Source organism: Pseudogemmatithrix spongiicola (assembly GCF_030623445.1).
Lineage (GTDB): Bacteria > Gemmatimonadota > Gemmatimonadetes > Gemmatimonadales > Gemmatimonadaceae > Pseudogemmatithrix > Pseudogemmatithrix spongiicola.
This window is the reverse complement of sequence record NZ_CP130613.1, coordinates 2,581,577-2,601,682: the sequence shown is the minus strand read 5'-3', so window position 1 is coordinate 2,601,682 and position 20,106 is coordinate 2,581,577. Positions and strand designations below refer to the sequence as shown.

Genomic DNA, 20,106 nt, shown 5'->3' with positions numbered 1-20,106 from the left:
CGGCAAGGGCGCGTTGAAGGTTCCCACCCCACAGAGGAAATCCCGATGAAGCGTTGGATCCTCCGGTTGACGACTGCGCTGGCGGCAATCGCCGTCGCGGCGTCCGCCACGATCGCGTCGGCACAGGTGACCACGGGTTCGATCCGCGGTCTCGTGACCGACAGCGACAACCGGCCGCTCGAGGGCGCCCGGGTCACGGCCATCCACCTGCCGTCCGGCACCCAGTACATCGGTGCGACGCGCGCGGATGGCCGTTTCACGATCCCCGGCGTCCGCGTCGGCGGCCCCTACCAGGTGTCGGCCACGATGATCGGCTTCGCCCGCCAGAGCCGCGACGACATCCAGGTCGCGCTCGGTGCCGCCGCCGACCTCGTCTTCAAGATGGACGCGGTGGCGACGCAGCTCTCGGCCGTCACGGTGACTTCGGAAGGCGGCGAGCTCAGCTCGACCCGCACCGGCGCCGCGACGCAGGTCCGCCGCGAGGCGCTCGAGCAGCTGCCGACGATCTCGCGCCGCATCTCGGACTTCACGCGCCTCACGCCGCAGGCCTCCGGCAACAACTTCGCCGGCCAGGACAACCGTCTCAACAACATCACGATCGACGGTGCGGCCTTCAACAACTCGTTCGGCCTCGGCGGCCAGCCCGGTGACCGCACCGGCGTCGCCCCGATCTCGCTCGACGCCATCGAGGCGGTGCAGGTGAACATCGCGCCGTTCGACGTCCGCCAGGGCGGCTTCGTCGGCGCGGCGATCAACACCGTCACGCGCTCGGGCACCAACGAGTTCCAGGGCTCGCTCTACTACAATGTCCGCGACCAGGACTACGTCGGCCGCAACGCCGGCCGCCGCACGTTCAACCCCGGCACGTTCTCCTTCGACCAGATCGGCTTCCGCCTCGGCGGCCCGATCCTCAAGGACAAGCTGTTCTTCTTCGTGTCGTACGAGCAGGACGAGAACGAGCAGCCGGGTAACACCTTCCTGCCGCGCGACGCGACGCAGGCCGCCGGCGGCAACATCACGCCGGTGCTGCGCTCGGATCTCGTCGCCGTGCGCGACACGCTGCAGGCGCTGTTCGGCTACAACCCCGGCGAGTTCGAGGGGTACCCGGGCCTGACGCCGTCGAGCCGCCTCACGGCGCGCGTCGACTACGCGCTCAGCAACCGCAACAAGTTCTCGTTCCGCTACACCAACCTCGCGTCCGAGACGGACGTGCTGGTGTCGACCTCCAGCTCGCTGGGCTTCGGTCGCAACCGTGCGCAGTCGATGAGCTATACGGGGTCGAACTACACCATCCTCGAGAACATCGATTCGTACGCGGCGGAGTGGAACTCGCTGATCACCGACCGCATGTCGAATCAGCTGCTGTTCACGTACACCGCGCAGGACGAGTCGCGCGGCGCGATCAGCAACCTGTTCCCCTTCGTCGACATCCTGAACGGCGCCGGCCAGACCTACATCTCGTTCGGCTCCGAGCCGTTCACGCCGAACAACGAGCTGCGCTACAGCAACTGGCAGCTGCAGAACAACTTCACGATCTACGGCAACCGCCACGACCTCACCTTCGGCGTGAACATCGAGGGGTATGAGTCCGAGAACGTGTTCTTCCCGGGCAAGCAGTCGGCGTACGTGTACAACACGCTGGGTGACTTCTACGCCGACGCCCGCGGCTATGTGAACGCCTGCGGCACCGGCGTGCCGACGACGCCCTGCACCGCGTATGCGGCCTCGCCGGCCGGCATCGGCCCGCGCCGCTTCCAGGTCCGCTACACGAACATCCCGGGCCAGGTGAAGCCGGTGCAGCCGCTCGAAGTGAACTTCATGGGCGCCTACGTGCAGGATGAGTGGCGCGTCGGCCGTGGCCTCACGGTCACCGGCGGCGTGCGCGTCGATGTCGTGAGCTTCGGCAACACGGCAGCAGAGAATACCCAGGTCAACGGCCTGAACTTCCGCGACGAGGACGGCCGGACGGTGCAGTACAACACCGCGAAGCTGCCAGACGCCACACCGCTCATCTCGCCCCGCCTCGGCTTCAACTACGACGTGCGCGGCAACGGCCAGACCATCGTCCGCGGCGGTACCGGCATCTTCACTGGTCGCCCGGCCTACGTCTGGATCTCCAACCAGATCGGTAACAACGGCATCCTGACGGGCTTCACCTCGGAGGACGGTCCGGGCGGTACGGAGATGACCAATTTCCCGTTCAACCCGAACACCGAGCGGTACAAGCCGGCGACAGTCAATGGATCTCCCGCGCTGTCTTATGAACTCGCGCTCACGGACAAGAACTTCAAGTTTCCGCAGGTCTGGCGCTCCAACCTCGCCGTCGACCACCGCTTCGAGAGCGGCTGGCTCGTGACGACCGAGTTCCTCTGGGGCCGTGACGTGAACGGCGTGTACTACATCAACGCCAACCTGCCGGAGGCCGACGCGGCCTTTACCGGCCCGGGCGCCCGCCCGCGCTGGGTCAGCGACAAGTGCCCGACCGTCGATCCGGACGGGGCCGGTCCGATTCCCCCGCAGTTCACCGGCACGCAGACCAACCGCCTCAACTGCAACATCACGAGCGCCATCGTCCTCAAGAACCAGAACGTCGGCGAGACATACAACGCCTCGGTCTCGATCGAGCGCTCGTTCCGCAACGGCTTCTACACCAAGGGCGCCCTCGCCTACGGCACCGCCTCGAACACGGTGGACGCCGGCTCGATCGCCTTTGGCTCGTGGAACAACAACCAGCACCCGGGCGACCCGAACAACCCGGGCATCGGCAACGCGGCGGGCTACCAGGGCCGCCGTGCCTTCCTCGTCTCGAGCTACACGCGGGACTGGTTCGGCTGGGGCAACACGACGGTCTCGGCCTTCCTCGAGAACTTCACGACGGGCCAGACCAGCTACGTGTTCGGCGGCGACCTCAACGGCGACGGCGGCACCTCGAACGACCTCATCTACGTGCCGCGCGATGCGTCCGAAATGAACTTCGCGCCCATCACCGGCACGACGCCGTTCACCGTCGCGCAGCAGCAGGCCGCCTTCGAGGCCTACATCAACCAGGACCCGCATCTCCGCACGCGCCGCGGCCAGTTCGCGCTGCGTGGCGGCCTGATCCTGCCGCAGGTGACGCGCATGGACCTCAGCATCGCCCAGGACTTGAGCGCGATGTTCGCCGGGAAGAAGAACTCCCTGCAGGTCCGTCTCGACATCCTGAACTTCACCAACATGATCAACAGCGACTGGGGCCTTTCCCAGAGCGTGATCAACACGTCTCCGCTGATTCCGCGTCCGTTCCAGACCACGGGTACGGTCGGTGGCGTGCCGTGCTCGACGGCGGCGCCTTGCAACGGTCCGGCAGACGCCAGCGGCCGCGCGATCTACACCATGCGCGTCGTCAACGGCCAGCTCCTCAACCGCACGTTCCAGAAGAACGCCGGCACGGGTGACGTCTGGCGCATGCAGCTCGGCCTCCGCTACACGTTCAACTAAGGCCGATTGCAGGACCGTAACACAGACCGCCCCGGTAGCCGACGCTGGCTACCGGGGCGGTCTGTTTTGCTCCCCGACTGCAACGGCAATCACCACGAAGGCACGAAGCACACGAAGGACCGGCACGGATTTGCCGCAGAGGCACGGCGTTACGGAGGTCGCAGGGCGCACAGCAGCTGCCGCGTACACGACCACCACAAAGACTAGGGGGTCCGCACCGATACGTCGGTGCGGACCCCCAGTACATGCGGTTGCAGCTCTTCGTGTCGTTCGTGCCTTCGTGGTGAAAGCAGTTGCCGTTAGAAAATCGACAGCTTCACGTACTTCTTCGGATTCCGCTGGAAGTCCGCCGTCAGCGAGTCCAGCCGCGTGAGCAGCGCCCGCGTGTCGCGGTAAAGCCCCGGGTCGTTGAGCAGCAGGCCCGCCGAGCCCTCCGTACCCTCGAGCTTGGCCAGCACGCCGTTCAACTGCTGCGTCGTCGCCTGCAGGTCCGTCGCCAGCGCGCCCATGGCCGTGGCGGCGCCGGAAAGCGCCTTCACAGTGCTGTCCACGACCGCCGAGTCCACGGCGCTCACCACCTTGCGCACCGCCGCCTGCGTACGCGACAGCTCGGCGCTCTGCGCCTGCGCGATCCGCGTGAGTTCCGTGAGGAAGACATTCGCGTTGCGCACCGTCGCGCGCAGCTCGGCGAGGCCGCCGTTCTGCACGAGCTCCTGGTTCAGCCCGGTGGTCAGCGACTGCACGTCGCGGCCGATCGAGTCCACCCGGGCCAGCACGTCGCCGATGCCGAGGGCCGGCGGGCCTGCGGGGAGCGTGTCGCCGACGGCGAAATCGTCCTCCGTCATCCCGCCCACGGTCAGCGCCACCATCATGTCGCCGAACACCCCGTTGGGCACGATGCGGGCCGTCGTGGTCGTCGGCAGCTGGTACTCCTTGTCGATGCGCATCTCCACGACGAGGAAGCCGTCCCGGCGCATGCTGACGTCGCCGACGTAGCCCACCGTCACCCCGGAGAACAGCACGGGCTGGCCCGGCCGCAGGCCGCTGCCCCAGGCGAACACCGAATAGACCGGATACCCGGAGGTCAGCCCACCCCGGGCCAGCAGCAGGGACCCGATGACCCCGAGCACCAACGCCACGGTGGCCACGATTCCCACGAGGACTTCGTCGCGACGCTTCATGCCTGAAGATAGGGGGCGAGGAGGATCGCCGTGATGGCGTCCAGGATGAGGATGGCGATGGACGACACCACCACGGCCTTCGCCGTGCTCTGGCCGACGCCCTCGGCGCCGCCACGCGTGGTGTAGCCCTCGTAGGTGCACAGGTACGCGATCGCGCCGCCGAACAGCGTCGCCTTGATCAGCGAATAGGTCACCTGGAACTGCTCATAGCCGAGGCGCACGCCTTCCATGAACTGCGCGTACTTCACGTCCGTGATCGTCACCGCCGCCATGAGACCGCTCAGCACGCCGAAGACGTCGGCAAACACCGTGAGGATCGGCAGCATGATGATCGCCGCGATGAGCCGCGGGATGATCAGGTAGGCCACGGGGTCGAAGGCCAGCGTCTCCAGCGCGTCGATCTGCTCCGTGACGCGCATCGTGGCGATCTCGGCGGTCATTTTCGCACCGACGCGCCCGGCCAGCACCAAGCCGGTGAGCAGCGGACCCGTCTCGAGGATGACGATCTGCCGCGAGCTCAGGCCGACGATGCTCAGCTGGATGCCCGGGAACAGCTGGTAGCGGATCTGGATGGTGATGACGCCGCCGATGAACGCCGCGACCATGATGGCCAGCGGCAGCGAGTCCACGCCGATGGCGCGCATCTGGTGGATGACCTCGCGACTCCACGTGCGCCACTCCTTGAGCGCCCGCCACAGCTCGCGCGCGAACAGCACGCGCGCCCCGATGCCACCGAACAACGCCAGCGTCCCGCGGCCGACGCCACGGAACGCCCGCAGCCCGGAGCGCTGCACGATCGGAAACTGCTCGGTGGGACGACCAGCCACGCTATGGGACCACGCGAGAATGCACCTTAGGTGCGGACCTTGACCAGGAGAAAGGTGCCGATGGCCGTGAATAGCGCCCCCGGCATCCACGCGGCCAGCTCCGGCATCACCAAGCCTCCGGCGCCGATGGCCTGCGTCAACTGCAGCAACACCAGAAAGATAACCGTCGTCGCCAGCGAGATGGCCACGCCGTAGGCGGTCCCGCCGCGCTGCGTGCTCGTCGCCAGCGGTGCGCCGATGAGCATGATGATCACGCAGGTCACCGGGATGGCGATCTTCAGCATGCGCTCCACGCGCAGCTTCTTCACGTCGGCCCCGGAACGCTCCATCGCCACGATGAACTTGCCGAGGTCACGGAAGCCCATCTCGGCGGGGGCCTTCGGGTTCGCCATCAGCAGTTGCGGACGCTCGGTGAAATAGCGGTCCCGGAGCGAGTCGAACTGGATGCTCAGGTTCGAGAGCGAATCCGGGAGGATGTGCACGTAGCCGTTGGTGAGCGTCCAGCCCTCGCCCTCCCGGTACGTGCCGGCCTCGGCCTTGATGAGCACGGTCGGGAAGTCCGGCCCCGTGCCGCGACGCTCGACCTCCACGCCCTGCATGGACGCCGAGTTCACGTCGGCATAGGCAATCTTGTACACGCGCGCCTCTTCCGCCGCGTATGCGAAGTTCGAGCGCTGGTTCGCGGCGCGCACCGACTTCTCCTGCAAGAGCTCGAGGCGTCGCGCGTTGAACGGCGGGATGACCTCGGCGAGCCCGAGTCCGAGGATCGTCGAGACGACCGCGCCGCCGAAGATCGGCGCGATGAAGCGGTGGAAGGACACGCCGGAGGCCTTCGCCGCCGTGATCTCGCTGTGCCGCGTGAAGCCGCCGACCGTGAACACGGTCGCGAACAGCACCGCGGCCGGGAGGACGAGGAACATCGTCTCGGGGATGCCCAGCACGTAGGCGAAGGCGATGTCCCCGGCGGAGATCTCGCGCGCGAGGTAGTTGTCGAGCTTCTCCGAGAGGTCGACGATGATGACCAGCAGGGGGAAGCCCAGCGCCGTGGCGAACAGCACCTTCCAGAACTCGCTGAGGACGTAGCGGTCGAGCGGCCGCAGCCAGTGCCGCCGCCGGGTGTGGCCCGTGCTCATGCCGCCTTCCGCGCGAACTTCGTCTTCACGCCTTCGACCAGCCGTCCCCACCATTCACTCGACTCGCTGCCGCGATGCGTACTGCCTTCGCTGCCGAGCCGCGCGGTCAGGGTGATGCCGACCACGCCCAGCAGCGCGTTGGCGGCCCACATCGCGATGGCGGGGTCCACCAAGCCGCGGTCGGAGAGCGATTCGCCCACGAGCAGGCCGACGTAGTAGATGGCGAACACGCCGAGGCTGACGCCGATCGTGAGGCCCACGCCGCCCCGCGGGAACCGCAGCGCGATCGGCGCCCCGAGCAGGGCGAACACGACGCAGGACGCGGCGATCGAGAACTTCTTCTCGATCTCCACGCGATAGCGGTCGATCTGCGACTGCGCCGAGCTGTACTCGAAGCGCAGGCCCTCGAGGACCACGGAGTCGTAGTCGGGCGGCGGGGCATCGTTGCGGCTGGGCGGGTCCTGCACCGCGCGGAGGATGCCAAGCGAGGCCGCTGCGGCGGGGCCGGCGAGCGTCGCGGCCTGCGCCTCCTTCACCTCGCCGATCCCGCTCAGCCGCGTCTGCAGGGCGCAGTACCAATCCGCCAGCGGCCAGCGCTCACGCGGCGGCGTGGCGAGCGAGTCGCCGGGATTCCGCGCGAGGTGCAGCCGGCGCCACGCGATGTCGCGCGGCTCGCGCGCGGCGCGCACGCGGTCGTTGAGCTCGCAGATGGTGTACTCGCGGTCCGACTTGTAGCCGATGTTCGAGCTGCCGCGGTCCAGGCCGGCCGCGATGCCGCGCACGGCGATCCGGTCTTCCTCGAAGAAGCTCCGCTGCAGCCGTTGGGGCGAGTTGGCCTGGCTTTCCATCGAGTGGCCGTCGTACAGCGTGAGGATGAGGTCCGTGCCGCTGCGCGAGAACGCCAGCTGGCCGCTGTCGGCGAGGATGCTCCGCCGCGTGGTTGGGTCGCTGAGGTCGTAGATGGTCACGTCGTGCATGCGGTTCGAGCCGCTCTCGATGCGGGCCGCACGCAGGTACAACGAGCCGCGCACCACCTCGTTGATCACCTGCTCGTTGAGCGCCAGCGTCGGCTTCACGCGCGCGATGTCCTGCTGCAGCTGCGCGAGGCGATGGTTGGCCCGCGGCATGACTTGGTCGTTGAACCACACCATGCCCAGCGCCAGCACCACCGCCGAGAGGATCACCGGACGCACCAGCACCTGCATGCTCACGCCACTGGCCTTGAACGCCGTGATCTCGTTCTCCGACGCGAAGCGCGAGAACGCGTGCAGCGTGGCCACGAGCACGGCCATCGGCAGGGTCATCGCCAGCGTGAAGGGCAACGAGAGCATCAGGAACTCGCCGATGACCGTCCACGGCAGTCCCTTGCCGACGAGGTCGGGGAACTTCTTGGCGATGAAGTTGAGCATCATGAGCGAGGTCAACGCCGAGACGGCGAAGAGCAACGGTCCGAGATGCTCCTTCAGGACGTAACGATGCACGATCTTCACGAGGCGTATATTACCCCAGATGACGCCTGTTTCGCTCCCGTTCCGTCGCCTGGCCGCGATCGTGGCCGGTACCCTGACCATCGCCTGCGGCGGCACTGAGGCCGCAGACACGGCCGAGGCCACACCCCTGCCGCTCTCCGCGCGCGAGTTCGATGGGGCGGCGGCCATGGGCTACGTGCGGCGGCAGATGGCCTTCGGACCGCGGGTGCCGGGCACGGCGGCCCATCGCGCCACGGGCGACTGGCTCGTCGCCGAGCTCCGGAGCCGCGCCGATACGGTCATCGTCCAAGCGTGGACGCACACCACGGCGGACGGCCAGCGGCTGCCGATGCGGAACATCTTGGCCCGGATCAATCCGACGGCCACCAGGCGCGTGCTGTATCTCGCCCACTGGGACTCGCGCCCGATCGCCGAGAAGGCGGTGGACGCCGTGGCCCAGACGCAGCCGACGCCGGGCGCGAACGACGGCGCCTCGGGAGTCGCCATCCTCCTCGGCGTCGCCGATGCGCTGAAGCGGCAGCCGGCAACCGTGGGCGTCGACCTGCTCTTCGTGGATGGCGAAGACTGGGGCGACTTCGACACCCTCACGGACGTGCTGATCGGGTCGCGCTACTTCGTCGCGAACCTCCCGGCTGGCTTCGCGCCCGAGTTCGGCGTGCTCTTCGACATGGTCGGCAAGGCGGACGCGCAGTTCCTGTACGAGACGTACTCGATGCGCGCCGCCCCGGACGTGATCCAGCGCGTGTGGAGCACCGCGCAGCGGCTCGGCTACGGGGCGTACTTTCCGACGCGCGAGTACCAGCCCATCACGGACGATCACCTGCCGTTCATCGAGAAGGGCTTCAAGGTGATCGACGTCATCGACCTCAACTACGCCTATCACCACACGCCGCAGGACACGGAGGACAAGGTCTCGCAAGAGACGCTGCAGGCGGTGGGCGACGTTGCCGTCGCGGTGCTCCGCGGGCTCTGACGCCGCGGCGTGATGCCGCGGCGTGATGCCGCTGCGGGTCGCGATGCGGTGATGCGGGCCGGCGTGCCGCGCATCGAGAGTGTCAGGGGTGCCCACCCCTTCCGAGCGTCGCGCGCTGCTGTTCGTCGCGGCGGTCGCCGCCCTCGGGCTCGGCGTCCGCGGCCTGCGCGTTGTCGCGGCGGGGCAGGGACCCGCGACGCCCGCGGCGGCGCTCGCCGCGCAGATCGCGGCGGTGGACTCCGCCGTGTCGACTGGCGGACGGCCGCGGCGCGCGAAAGCCGCGCCACCGCGCACCGGCCCGCAGGCCCTCAAGGCCCCCCAGGCCCCGCTCTCGCGGGACAGCGCCGTCTTAGACGTCGACCAGGCCGACGTCGATGCCCTGGACCGCTTGCCCGGCATCGGGCCCGCGCTCGCGCGCCGGATTGTCGAGGATCGCGAGGCCAACGGCCCCTTTGGCTCCGTCGATGGCCTCCAGCGGGTGCGCGGCATCGGGCCTGCGTTGGCCGCGCGTTTGGCACCGCTCGTGACCTTCTCCGGCGTGCCGCGTCAGGCGCCGACGCGATGAGTCGGCAACGCGACGTCCCACATCCTTGACACTTGTACCTCCCGCCGTCCACCTTCACCCAGTCACGCGCCGTCGGGACCGCCTGGGGAGACGCCGGGGGGCCGGACGCGCCCCGTCCCGTGCCCAACGCATGACCGCAGCGGCGAATCCTGGTGGTGAACGGATCGGCGACCTCCTGGTCAAGGAGGGGCTGATCACGCGGGAGCAGCTCCAACAGGCGCTCGCCGAGCAACGCCAGAACGGCACACGCGTCGGCTACAACCTCGTGAAGCTCGGCTTCATCCAGGAGAACGAACTCACACGCACGCTGGCGCGGCAGTTCAAGATGCCGGCCGTGGACCTGTCGAAGTTCGAGGTCGACACCAAGATCATCAAGCTGGTCCCGACGGACCTCGCGACGAAGAACCTCGTGCTGCCGCTGAAGCGCGACGGCCGTACGCTCACCGTCGCGATGGCCGACCCGACCAACCTCGGCGTCATCGAGGACCTCAAGTTCATCACGCGCTACGACATCTTCCCGGTGATCGCCGGCGAGTTCACGCTGCGCAACGTCATCGAGAAGCACTACGAGTCGAACGAGCAGCAGATGTCGGCGCTGCTCAGCGAGATCGAGAGCCTCGAGGACGGCGAGGTCGAGATCGTCGAGGAGAAGGAAGAGGAGATGTCCGCCACGGCGCTGGCCGCCGCGGTGGACGATGCGCCCGTCGTGAAGCTCATCAACGCGATCCTCACGAACGCCGTGAAGATGGGCGCCTCGGACATCCACTTCGAGTGCTTCGAGAAGGAGCTCCGCGTGCGGTATCGCATCGACGGGCACCTCGAGGAAGTGATGAAGCCGCCCAAGAAGATGCAGCCGGCGCTGATCTCGCGCTTCAAGATCATGTCGGCGCTCAACATCGCCGAGCGCCGCGTCCCGCAGGACGGCCGCATCAAGCTCAAGCTCAGCGCCAGCAAGGTCGTGGACTTCCGCGTGTCCACGCTGCCCACGCTGTTCGGCGAGAAGGTGGTGCTCCGCATCCTGAGCCAGAGCAACCTGATGGACCTCGACAAGCTCGGCATCGAGCCGGCGGCCGAGCGCGACCTGATGGCGGCGGTGCGCAGCCCCTACGGCATGGTGCTCGTCACCGGGCCCACGGGCTCGGGCAAGACGACCACGTTGTACTCGAGCATCAAGCTCATCAACAAGGTCGAGACGAACATCATGACGGCCGAGGACCCCGTCGAGTACAACCTCTTCGGCGTCAACCAGGTGCTGGTGCGCAACGAGATCGGCATGACGTTCGCGGCCGCGCTGAAGGCCTTCCTCCGGCAGGACCCGAACATCATCATGGTCGGCGAGATCCGCGACCTCGAGACGGGCGGCATCGCCATCAAGGCCGCGCTCACCGGCCACCTCGTGCTCTCGACGCTGCACACGAACTCGACCGCCGAGACGGTGACGCGCCTGCTGGACATGGGCCTCGAGCCCTTCAACGTCAGCTCGGCGCTCAACCTCGTGCTCGCCCAGCGCCTGCTGCGCCGCGTCTGCGGCAACTGCAAGGAGCAGTACAAGCTGACGCCCGACGAAGTCGCCGGCGCCAAGTGGACGGAGACGACCACGCTGCGCGAACTGCGCTTCAAGCAGGATGCCATCGACGGCCTCAAGGCGCGTGCACCGGACGACGTGAAGCCCCTGCTCGCCAACATCACGCTCGACACCCGCTGCGTGGACATGCCGTTCTTCCGCGGCAAGGGCTGCGACCAGTGCAAGGGCTCCGGCTCGCGCGGCCGCCAGGGCGCCTATGAAGTCATGAACATGACGCCCGGCCTGCGCCGGCTCATCCTCAGCAACGTCGGCGCCGCCGAGATCAAGGACTTCGCGATCGAGGAAGGCATGCTCACGCTGCGCATGGACGGGTTGGTGAAGGTGTGGAAGGGCATCACGTCGCTGGAGCAGGTGATCACCGAGACCTCAGCCTGACAACTGCAGTTGGCAGTTGGTAGTTGGCAGTTGGTAGTTGGTAGTTGGTAGTTGGCAGTGACTCGTAACTCATAACTCACAACTCGCAACTGCCGTTAGATGACCTCCCCCACCCCCGCCGCCGCCCAGCAGGTCAACCTCCGCACCCTGCTCGAAGAAATGATCGAGCGCGGCGCCTCCGACCTGCACATCACTGCCGGCGCCCGGCCGATGATGCGCGTGGACGGCGACATCGTGCCCTCCAAGCAGGAGGTCGTCCTCCAGCCCAAGGACACCCTCCAACTGGCCTACTCGGTGCTCACCGAGAACCAGAAGAAGCGCTTCGAGATGGAGGACGAGCTCGACTTCTCGTTCGGCATCCAGAACCTCGCGCGCTTCCGCGGCAACTGCTTCAAGCAGCGCGGCTGCGTGTCGATCGTGCTCCGACAGATCCCGTTCTCCATCAAGACCTTCGCCGACCTGAACCTGCCGCCGGTGATCGCCAAGCTGGCCGAGAAGCCGCGCGGCCTGGTGCTCGTCACCGGCCCCACCGGCTCGGGTAAGTCCACGACGCTCGCCGCGATGATCGACAAGATCAACCGCGAACGCCGCGGCCACATCCTGACGGTGGAAGACCCGATCGAGTTCATCCACAAGCACCAGGGCTGCATCGTCAACCAGCGCGAGGTCGGCGCCGACACGAAGAGCTTCGGCTCGGCGCTCAAGTACGCGCTGCGTGAGGACCCGGACGTCGTGCTCGTCGGCGAAATGCGCGACCACGAGACCATCCACGCCGGGCTCACCATCGCCGAGACGGGTCACCTGGCCTTCGCCACGCTGCACACCAACTCGGCGGCCGAGGCGATCAACCGCATCATCGACGTCTTCCCCAGCCACCAGCAGGCGCAGGTCCGCGCCCAGCTGGCCTTCGTGCTGGAAGGCATCATCACGCAGACCCTGCTGCCCAAGCGGACGGGCAAGGGCCGCGTGATGGCCGCCGAGATCCTCGTCGTGACGCCGGCCATCCGCGCGCTGATCCGCGACGACAAGATCCACCAGGTGTACTCGATGATGCAGTCGGGCAAGAAGCACGGCATGCAGACGCTGAACGACGCCCTCTACTCGCTGTACCAGTCGCGCGAGGTGTCGGAGGAGGAGTGCCTGCGCGTCTCCGGCGACCCCAACGAGTTCCTGCGCATGATCGGCAAGTCGGTGGTCGAGGAAGGCCCCACGGGTGCGGCCAAGGCCGCGCCCGTGGCGGGAACGCGGCGTTGATCGTCAGGACCTGAGGAGGATACCAGATGCCAGCATTCGTCTACACCGCGCGCACCGCCACCGGCGAGCTCAAGTCCGCGACCATCGAGGCCGCGAACAAGGAAGACGTCGTCAACCAGCTCAAGCGGCTGCGCATGAACGTCGTCAAGGTCGAGGAACAGTCCAAGACGGCGCCCAAGACCAAGGGGTCGATCGCGATGCGCGACATCGTGATCTTCACCCGCCAGTTCTCGACCATGATCAACTCGGGCCTGCCGCTCGTGCAGGCCCTCGACATCCTGTCGAAGCAGTCGGAGAACCCCGTGCTGCAGGCGGTCACGCGACAGGTGGTGTTCGACGTCGAGTCGGGTCACACGGTGGCCGACGCGCTGGCCAAGCATCCCAACGCCTTCACCGAGCTCTACGTGAACATGGTGGCGGCGGGAGAGGCGGGCGGTATCCTCGACACCATCCTGCTGCGCCTCGCGACCTTCATGGAAAAGAACGACGCCCTCGTCCGCAAGGTGAAGGGCGCCATGATCTACCCGGGCGTCATCATGGGCGTGGCCGGCACGGCCATCACGGTGCTGTTGCTCTTCGTGATCCCGACCTTCCAACGCATGTTCGCGTCGGTGGGCCTCGCGCTCCCGCTGCCGACCCGCATCGTCATCAACCTCTCGGAGTTCCTGCAGTCGTACTGGTGGGCGCTCATCGCCGGCGGTGTCATCGCGTTCCGCTCGTTCAAGAGCTACTACGCCACCAGCAACGGCCAGCTCAACATCGACGCCCTGCTGCTCAAGGCCCCCGTGCTCGGCGACGTCATCAAGAAGTCGGCGGTGTCGCGGTTCACGCGGACGCTCGGCACGCTCATCAGCTCGGGCGTGAGCATCCTCGACGGCCTCGAGATCACGGCGAAGACGGCCGGCAACCGCGTGATTTCCGACGCCATCATGGCCTCGCGCGCCTCGATCGCCGGCGGTGACACGATCTCCGCCCCGCTGGCCAAGTCGGGCGTGTTCCCGCCCATGGTGATCTCGATGATCGCCGTCGGTGAGCAGACCGGCGGCCTCGACGAGATGCTCGGCAAGATCGCCGACTTCTATGACGAAGAAGTGGATGCCGCCGTCGGCGGCCTCCTCGCCCTCATGGAGCCGATGATGATCGTGTTCCTCGGCGTCGTCGTCGGCGGCATGGTCGTCGCCATGTACCTGCCGATCTTCGACATGATCAACGCCGTGCAGTAGCACGGAGAACAGCGAAGAGCGAAAGGGAAGAGCGAAGTCCGAAGCGCGAAGGGTGAAGGTCCGAAGGCAGGAGGGAGACCCCCTCAGACCTTCCGACCTTCACCCTTCGCTTTTCTTCCCTCGCGCGTCTCCTTCGCTCCTCGCTCCTCCATTTCCCTACGCGCCGTCAGGCGCCTGCCCGCTGGCAGAACCGTTGCCCGAACTCCAACCTTCGGCTGTGAGAGTCCTTTCCTGCGCGTTGTTGCTGCTCGCGCCGCTCGGTGCGGCGGCCCAGGTCGCGTCGACCCGTCCGCCGTTTCCCGTCGGCGAGGCGCTCGACTATAGCGTCCACGTGTCCGTGGGCGGCACGGTCGGCAGCGGGCAGATGCGCGTCGAGGGCCCCGTGGTCGAACGCGATGTCGTGACGTGGAAGCTCGTCTTCGACATGCAGGCCGGGCGCGGGCCGATCCGCGCGGTGGACCGCACCGTCTCGTGGCTGGAGCCGCAGCGCTTCCGCATCACGCGCTTCGAGAAGACCGAGCGGCACCCGCTGAGCCGCAGCGAGGAGCGGGTCTCGATCGAACAGGCCACCGGCACCTGGCGCGACGAGGTCGAGAACCAGCAGCATGAGCTCGGCTCCCGCGCGCCGCTCGACGAACTCTCGTTCATCTACTTCCTGCGCACGCTGCCGCTCGACCGCGATACGACCTTCGAGGTCTCGCGACACTTCGACGCGGCCCGGAATCCGACCGTCATCCGCGTCCGCGGTGAGGAGTTGGTCGAGACGCCCGTGGGGGTCTTCCGGACCCGAATCGTAGAAATGGATGTGCGGGACCCCAAGCGATTCCGCGGGGTAGGGACGATCCGGATGAACTTCGATACTGCGGACTGCCGGGTGCCGGTGCGCATCGTCAGCCGCATGCCCGTGCTCGGCACGACCACGCTACTGCTGAAGGGATGGGTGAGTCCGCCCCGGTACCCTGGCGCGATGCCATGCGACACATAGGGGATTGCCCTACTGTAAGGCAATCTCTGACCTCACCAAGGTTCCGGTAGCGCCTTACTGCCGGGGGTCGGTCCCGAGCGGATACTCCATCCACGAATCACGCAGCATCGGTGATTCGCCACGCAGTCCCCCGACTGGAGTCTTCCCAATGCGCGTCCCGACCCCTCGCTGGCCCCTCGCGATCGCCGCCCTCGTCCTCGTGGCGGCGGCGACGCCCATGCTCGATAGCCTCCGCCTCAAGCCCGAAAGCCGCCTGTGGTTCGACGGGACGTCAACCGTTCGCGACTGGAGCTGCAAGGCGACGCAGATGCAGGCGACCATCGATGGCGAGGCTGCGGCTCCCGCCGCCGTCCTCGACGGGCGCAAGGCGGTGCGCACGGTGGAGATGGTCTTCCCGGTGGCGTCGCTCGATTGCCAGGACGGCAACCGGACGATGAACAACCACATGCGGAACGCGCTGAACGCCACGCAGCACCAGACGATCCGCTTCCAGCTGACGGACTACACCCTCGCCCGCGCGGCGAACACGACGGGTGCACTCCAGGGCCAGTTGACGATCAACGGCCAGACGCGCGCCATCACCGTGCCGGTGCAGTTCGCCAACGCCGCCGGGGCGCTGCGCGTGACCGGCCGCTATCCGCTCGCGATGACGCAGTGGGGCGTGCAACCCCCGCGCCTCATGATGGGCACGCTGAAAGTCGGTGACACCATCACCGTGAACTTCGACCTCTTGCTCCAACCCTGATCGGCGGTCTGCCGATTTACATCCAGTGAGGACTCTCACAATGCTCTCGCGTCGCAACTTCCTCCCCGCCCTCGCCGCCCTCGCGTTTGCCGCGCCGCTCGCCGCGCAGCAGGCCCCGGCCACCGACGAAGCGCGGTTCCAGCCGCCGACCGTCGTCCAGTACCTGCGCCCCTACGACAAGCGCGGCATCAACATGTTCGAGACCCCGAAGGTCGAGAACGTGCCCTACACGGGCTTCGCGCTGCAGTGGGGCGCGGCCTTCACGCAGCAGTTCCAGGGCCTCAGCCACGAGACGGCCAGCTCGACGGCGCTCAAGCCGATTGGTAACGGCTTCAACAACGCCACGGCCAACCTGTACATGAACGCCCAGGTGGCCCCGGGCATCCGCGTGCAGCTGACGACCTACCTCTCGTCGCGCCGCCACCCGGAGACGTACGTCAAGGACGGCTTCCTGCAGGTGGACGCCTCGCCGCTCGACGTGCCGCTGTTCCATGAGATCATGAAGGTGACCACGCTCAAGATCGGTCACTTCCAGGTGAACTACGGCGACTTCCAGTTCCGCCGTACGGACAACGGCAACGCGATGTACAACCCGCTGGTCGGCAACGCCCTGATGGATGCCTTCACGACGGAAGTCGGCGTCGAGGCGATCGTGCAGAAGAACGGCCTCTTCGGCGTCGTCGCCGCGACGGGCGGTGAGATCAAGGGCCGCGTGGACCTGCCGGACAACCGTGCCCCCGCCTACATGGTGAAGGGTGGCTTCGATCGCCAGCTCAACGACGACCTGCGCGTCCGCCTCAGCGGCTCGTATCGCACGACCGCCTCGTCGATCAACAACTCGATCTACTCGGGCGACCGCGCCGGCTCGCGCTACTACTACGTCCTCGAGAACACCGCGGCCACCGAATCGGCCCAGGCCACGTCGGGCCGCGTCGACCCGGGGTTCACGGACAAGCAGAGCGGCTTCATGATCAACCCCTTCGTGAAGTTCCGCGGCGCCGAGTTCTTCGGCATGTACGAGCAGGCGCAGGGCCGCTCGGCGGCCGAGACCACGGAGCGTGAGGTGACGCAGCTGATGGCGGAAGGTGTGTACCGCTTCGGCCGCACCGAAAGCACGTACCTCGCCGCACGCTGGAACAACGTCTCGGGCGACCTCGGCGCGGCCGCGCCGGACGCCGACGTCACCCGCATCAACTTCGGCGGCGGCTGGTACGTCACCCCGAGCCTCCTCATGAAGGCCGAGTGGGTCAACCAGGAGTACAAGGGCTTCGTCGGCGCCGCGGACACCCGCAACGGCGGCAAGTTCAAGGGCTTCATGATCGAAGCGGTCCTCGCGTTCTGAGTGAAGACGGACGACGGAAGGCGGGGGGGAGCTTGGCTCCTCCCCGCCTTCCGCCTTTCGTCATCCGTCACTTAGCTTCCTCCAATGCGCCTCCCCTCGGTCCTCCTCGCCCTCGTCGTCGCCGGCTGCGCCGGTGCCCAGGCCTCGTCCACGCCGGCTGCCGCGCGCGATGCGATTCCCGCGCTCGATTCGGCCAAGCTGCTCGGCGACCTCTTCCGGCTTTCGCACGACTCGATGGCCGGGCGTGCGGCGATGACGCCGGAGAACGCGAAGGCGCGGGCCTACCTCGTCTCCGAGATGCGTCGGCTCGGGCTCGCGCCGGTGGGCGCGTCGTTCGAGCAGCCCTTCGCGATGCCGCGGCGCAACCGGCCCGATAGCGTGCGGGGCGTGAACGTCGTCGCGCAGGTGCGCGGCACGCGCTTCCCCGAGCGCGCCATCGTCGTGAGCGCGCACTTCGACCACGTCGCGCCGCGCAACGGCAACATCTACAACGGGGCGGACGACAACGCCTCCGGCACCGCCGCGCTGCTGCAACTCGCCGCGCACTTCCAGCGCCACAAGCCGGAGCACACGCTGATCTTCGCGTTCTTCGACGCCGAGGAGATGGGCCTGCTCGGGGCCCGCGCCTTCGTGGCGAACCCGCCCGTGCCGCTCGCGCAGATCGCCGCGAACGTCAACATGGACATGGTCGCCCGCGGCGATAACGGCACGCTCTGGGCGGTCGGGACCAATCCGCATCCGGTGATGAAGCCGATCGTCGAGGCCCTCGTCCCGGCGAGCGGCGTCACGGTGAAGATGGGCTACGACACCGGGACCGGCCGCGACAACTGGACCTCCCTCTCCGACCAGGGTGCGTTCCACGCGCAGGGCATTCCCTTCGTGTACTTCGGCGTCGAAGACCACGCCGACTATCACGAGCCGACGGACGATCCCGAGAAGGTCAATGCCGGCTGGTACTACAACGCCGCCCGCACGATCGCGGCGTTCGTGACGCGTCTCGACGTCGCGGTCGCCGGCTGGCCGCCGCGCTAGGCCGTCACCAGCCGACGCCGGACGGCGGCGGCCGCCGCCGCTTCACGCGCCGGTCCGCTGCCGCCGATCACCGTATACGCGGCCTCCATCGCGTCCAGTTGTTCGCGGAATGTCGCGAACAACTCCGCGCGGGCATGCGGCTGGTCGCGCACGCCGTCCGCCTCCCACGGGAGGTCCGGCAGGCAGAGCAGGTACAGCTGCGCACGCCGCCGCTGTGCTTCCGCGACGATCCACGGCGGACAACTCCCGTAGTAATGCCGCGCGTAGACGACCGTGCTCACCAGGTCGGTGTCATGGAAGAGCAGCGGCGGATCCGCCGCTCGCGCCGCGTCGTCGAGCGCCATCGCGAGGCGCGCGATCGGCTCGACCGTCGCGGCGGAGAGCGGCGTGGGGTCGGTCTCGACGAATCGGCGGGCCGCCTCGGGTACCCACGGCGCCCCGAACTGCGCGGCGAGCGCCGCGGCAAGCGTCGTCTTGCCACTGCTCTCCGGGCCGATGATCGTGACATGTTGCGTGCCGCCGTGTGCCATCAGGCCAGCGCCCCCTCGCGTGCCGCCAACGTCGCGCCCCAGCGCCGCCAGCCCTGCAGCGCGAGCCCGAAGAACGCGATGTACAGCAGCACGGTCGGCCACAAGCCTTGCGACGCGTACAAGCCGATGTACACGACGTTCACCACCGCCCACACGGCCCAGTTCTCGCGCAGCTTCCGCGTGAGCATCCACTGCGCCACGAGACTCACGGCCGTCGTGCCCGCGTCGAGCCACGGCGAGGCCGCATCCGTGAAGCGTGCGAGTCCCGCGCCCAGCGCCAGCGTCGCGATCACGGCGATGCCCACCAGCAACGCGCCGAGGCGCGCCGGGGTGCGCGTCACCTGCACGCCGGTGTGCGTGGCGCCGCCGAACTTCCACGCGTACCAGCCGTAGAGCGAGAGCGCGAAGTAGAACACCTGCAGTCCGGCGTTGGCGTAGAGCTGGGCCCGCCCCAGGACCACGAAGTACAGCGCCGTGTTGACCAGGGCCGTCGGCCAGCTCGCGATGTGCTCGCGGGTGCTGAGCCAGACGCTCACGACGCCGAAGCCGGCGGCGACCCACTCGAGGGGATCCATGCGCGGAGGCTAATCCCCGTCGGGCCCCGTTTACAAGGCGTCGCGGGAGGCGGCATCTTCCGCGCGTCCATTCCCGCCGAGGTCCTGCGTGCTGTCGCTGGCGTTGCTGCTCTCCCTCTCGATGGCGTCCCCCACCGTCGCGGTCCGCTGCGAGCCTGCGCCCGCGCCGTCGGCCGACGAGACCCGGGACTCCACGCTCGTCGCGCTCTACGACGCGGGTCAGCCGTGGACGGAGTTCCTCGGCGCGGCGCGAGCCCGGCGGGCGCAGTGGCTCGAGAATGCCGCGCGTCCGCTGGCGCCGGCCGATGCCGTGGCGCGGGCGCGCGCGCTGCCGGGCCGCTGGCGTCTGCTCGTGGTCGCCGTGGACTCCTGCAGCGACTCCGTCAACACGATCCCGTTCCTCGCGCAGTTGGTGGCGGCCGTCCCGCAACTCGACATGCGCGTGATCTCGCCTCGCGCCGGCCGCGCGCTGATGGAGGCACGGCGCACGCCCGATGGACGAGCCGCGACGCCCACGGTCATCGTCCTCGACGAGTCGGGGGCCGAGGCGGGATGCTGGATCGAACGGCCTGCGGCGTTGCAGGCCATCGCCATGGCCGCTGGCGCCGGGGGCGGCACCGCCGCCTTCGCCGCCCAGAAGGCGAGTTGGTACGCGTCGGATGCCGGTGCGAGCACGGTCGCGGAGGTCGTCGGCCTGCTCGAGCGGGCCGCCGCGGGCACCCGCGGATGTGACCTCGGGGCAGGGCAGACCCGTCAGTAAATCAAGCCGTGGCGTTGAATCCCCCCCGCGCCTCCGACTAGATTGAGGGGTTCC

At 67.9% G+C, this 20,106-nt stretch carries 17 protein-coding genes; 11 read left to right on the top strand and 6 right to left on the bottom strand.

Going from position 1 to position 20,106, the window contains the following annotated elements; all coding sequences use genetic code 11:
• The first annotated feature begins 45 nt into the window (after positions 1-45).
• Positions 46-3,477 carry a TonB-dependent receptor gene (locus Strain318_RS12020; protein ID WP_367885937.1) on the top strand — a complete coding sequence of 1,144 codons (3,432 nt, stop codon included), beginning with the start codon at positions 46-48 and terminating at the stop codon, positions 3,475-3,477.
• 299 nt (positions 3,478-3,776) lie between these two features.
• On the opposite strand, the gene Strain318_RS12015 is transcribed toward Strain318_RS12020, so the two are convergent.
• From Strain318_RS12015 to Strain318_RS12000, 4 genes are read right to left on the bottom strand one after another with little or no spacing between them, the layout of a single operon-like run.
• Complete coding sequence (locus tag Strain318_RS12015; RefSeq protein ID WP_367885936.1) at positions 3,777-4,658, bottom strand: MlaD family protein; 882 nt, start codon at positions 4,656-4,658, stop codon at positions 3,777-3,779.
• Positions 4,655-5,485 carry an MlaE family ABC transporter permease gene (locus Strain318_RS12010; RefSeq protein ID WP_367885935.1) on the bottom strand — a complete coding sequence of 277 codons (831 nt, stop codon included), beginning with the start codon at positions 5,483-5,485 and terminating at the stop codon, positions 4,655-4,657. Before Strain318_RS12010 ends, Strain318_RS12015 begins: the two co-directional genes overlap by 4 nt.
• 26 nt (positions 5,486-5,511) lie before the next feature.
• Positions 5,512-6,618 (bottom strand): LptF/LptG family permease, encoded by a 1,107-nt coding sequence (locus Strain318_RS12005; RefSeq protein WP_367885934.1) that lies wholly within the window; start codon positions 6,616-6,618, stop codon positions 5,512-5,514.
• Entirely contained in the window at positions 6,615-8,108 is a 1,494-nt protein-coding gene (locus Strain318_RS12000) for an LptF/LptG family permease (protein WP_367885933.1), read from the bottom strand. Before Strain318_RS12000 ends, Strain318_RS12005 begins: the two co-directional genes overlap by 4 nt.
• 19 nt (positions 8,109-8,127) lie before the next feature.
• Here Strain318_RS12000 and Strain318_RS11995 point away from each other — a divergent pair, with 19 nt between their 5' ends.
• From Strain318_RS11995 to Strain318_RS11955, 9 genes are all read left to right on the top strand, one after another.
• Entirely contained in the window at positions 8,128-9,081 is a 954-nt protein-coding gene (locus tag Strain318_RS11995; protein WP_367885932.1) for a M28 family peptidase, read from the top strand.
• An 88-nt stretch (positions 9,082-9,169) separates the two neighbouring features.
• Positions 9,170-9,646, top strand: a complete 477-nt coding sequence (locus Strain318_RS11990) for a ComEA family DNA-binding protein (protein WP_367885931.1) — start codon at positions 9,170-9,172, stop codon at positions 9,644-9,646.
• Between the two features lie 130 nt (positions 9,647-9,776).
• Complete coding sequence (locus tag Strain318_RS11985; RefSeq protein ID WP_367885930.1) at positions 9,777-11,606, top strand: GspE/PulE family protein; 1,830 nt, start codon at positions 9,777-9,779, stop codon at positions 11,604-11,606.
• Positions 11,607-11,705: 99 nt separating this feature from the next.
• Entirely contained in the window at positions 11,706-12,860 is a 1,155-nt protein-coding gene (locus tag Strain318_RS11980) for a type IV pilus twitching motility protein PilT (RefSeq protein WP_367885929.1), read from the top strand.
• A 26-nt stretch (positions 12,861-12,886) separates the two neighbouring features.
• Positions 12,887-14,083, top strand: a complete 1,197-nt coding sequence (locus Strain318_RS11975) for a type II secretion system F family protein (protein ID WP_367885928.1) — start codon at positions 12,887-12,889, stop codon at positions 14,081-14,083.
• Positions 14,084-14,300: 217 nt separating this feature from the next.
• Positions 14,301-15,068, top strand: coding sequence for a DUF3108 domain-containing protein (locus Strain318_RS11970; protein WP_367885927.1), 768 nt, complete (start codon positions 14,301-14,303; stop codon positions 15,066-15,068).
• Positions 15,069-15,216: 148 nt separating this feature from the next.
• The gene (locus Strain318_RS11965) at positions 15,217-15,813 is read left to right on the top strand and encodes a YceI family protein (RefSeq protein ID WP_367885926.1); all 597 of its coding nucleotides are present in this window, start codon (positions 15,217-15,219) and stop codon (positions 15,811-15,813) included.
• 25 nt (positions 15,814-15,838) lie between these two features.
• A complete protein-coding gene (locus Strain318_RS11960; RefSeq protein WP_367885925.1) occupies positions 15,839-17,155 on the top strand; it encodes a hypothetical protein in 1,317 nt (438 codons plus the stop codon).
• Positions 17,156-17,239: 84 nt separating this feature from the next.
• The gene (locus tag Strain318_RS11955) at positions 17,240-18,187 is read left to right on the top strand and encodes a M20/M25/M40 family metallo-hydrolase (RefSeq protein WP_367885924.1); all 948 of its coding nucleotides are present in this window, start codon (positions 17,240-17,242) and stop codon (positions 18,185-18,187) included.
• Here Strain318_RS11955 and Strain318_RS11950 read toward each other — a convergent pair.
• Together Strain318_RS11950 and pnuC are read right to left on the bottom strand one after the other, a co-directional pair.
• Positions 18,184-18,717 carry an AAA family ATPase gene (locus Strain318_RS11950; RefSeq protein ID WP_367885923.1) on the bottom strand — a complete coding sequence of 178 codons (534 nt, stop codon included), beginning with the start codon at positions 18,715-18,717 and terminating at the stop codon, positions 18,184-18,186. The two genes, Strain318_RS11955 and Strain318_RS11950, sit on opposite strands and share 4 nt — an antisense overlap.
• Entirely contained in the window at positions 18,717-19,292 is a 576-nt protein-coding gene (gene pnuC / locus Strain318_RS11945; protein ID WP_367885922.1) for a nicotinamide riboside transporter PnuC, read from the bottom strand. Before pnuC ends, Strain318_RS11950 begins: the two co-directional genes overlap by 1 nt.
• Positions 19,293-19,380: 88 nt before the next feature.
• Between pnuC and Strain318_RS11940 the strand changes: the two genes are divergently transcribed.
• Positions 19,381-20,052, top strand: coding sequence for a thioredoxin family protein (locus Strain318_RS11940; RefSeq protein WP_367885921.1), 672 nt, complete (start codon positions 19,381-19,383; stop codon positions 20,050-20,052).
• Positions 20,053-20,106: the final 54 nt, after the last annotated feature.

Excerpts from the sequence above, each read along its gene's own strand:
- Strain318_RS11995 (WP_367885932.1), top strand. The coding sequence starts at position 8,128 with ATGACGCCTGTTTCGCTCCCGTTCCGTCGCCTGGCCGCGATCGTGGCC.
- Strain318_RS11975 (WP_367885928.1), top strand. The coding sequence starts at position 12,887 with ATGCCAGCATTCGTCTACACCGCGCGCACCGCCACCGGCGAGCTCAAG.
- Strain318_RS11985 (WP_367885930.1), top strand. The coding sequence starts at position 9,777 with ATGACCGCAGCGGCGAATCCTGGTGGTGAACGGATCGGCGACCTCCTG.
- Strain318_RS12020 (WP_367885937.1), top strand. The coding sequence starts at position 46 with ATGAAGCGTTGGATCCTCCGGTTGACGACTGCGCTGGCGGCAATCGCC.
- Strain318_RS11965 (WP_367885926.1), top strand. The coding sequence starts at position 15,217 with ATGCGCGTCCCGACCCCTCGCTGGCCCCTCGCGATCGCCGCCCTCGTC.
- Strain318_RS12005 (WP_367885934.1), bottom strand. The coding sequence starts at position 6,618 with ATGAGCACGGGCCACACCCGGCGGCGGCACTGGCTGCGGCCGCTCGAC.
- Strain318_RS11980 (WP_367885929.1), top strand. The coding sequence starts at position 11,706 with ATGACCTCCCCCACCCCCGCCGCCGCCCAGCAGGTCAACCTCCGCACC.
- pnuC (WP_367885922.1), bottom strand. The coding sequence starts at position 19,292 with ATGGATCCCCTCGAGTGGGTCGCCGCCGGCTTCGGCGTCGTGAGCGTC.
- Strain318_RS11955 (WP_367885924.1), top strand. The coding sequence starts at position 17,240 with ATGCGCCTCCCCTCGGTCCTCCTCGCCCTCGTCGTCGCCGGCTGCGCC.
- Strain318_RS12015 (WP_367885936.1), bottom strand. The coding sequence starts at position 4,658 with ATGAAGCGTCGCGACGAAGTCCTCGTGGGAATCGTGGCCACCGTGGCG.
- Strain318_RS11950 (WP_367885923.1), bottom strand. The coding sequence starts at position 18,717 with ATGGCACACGGCGGCACGCAACATGTCACGATCATCGGCCCGGAGAGC.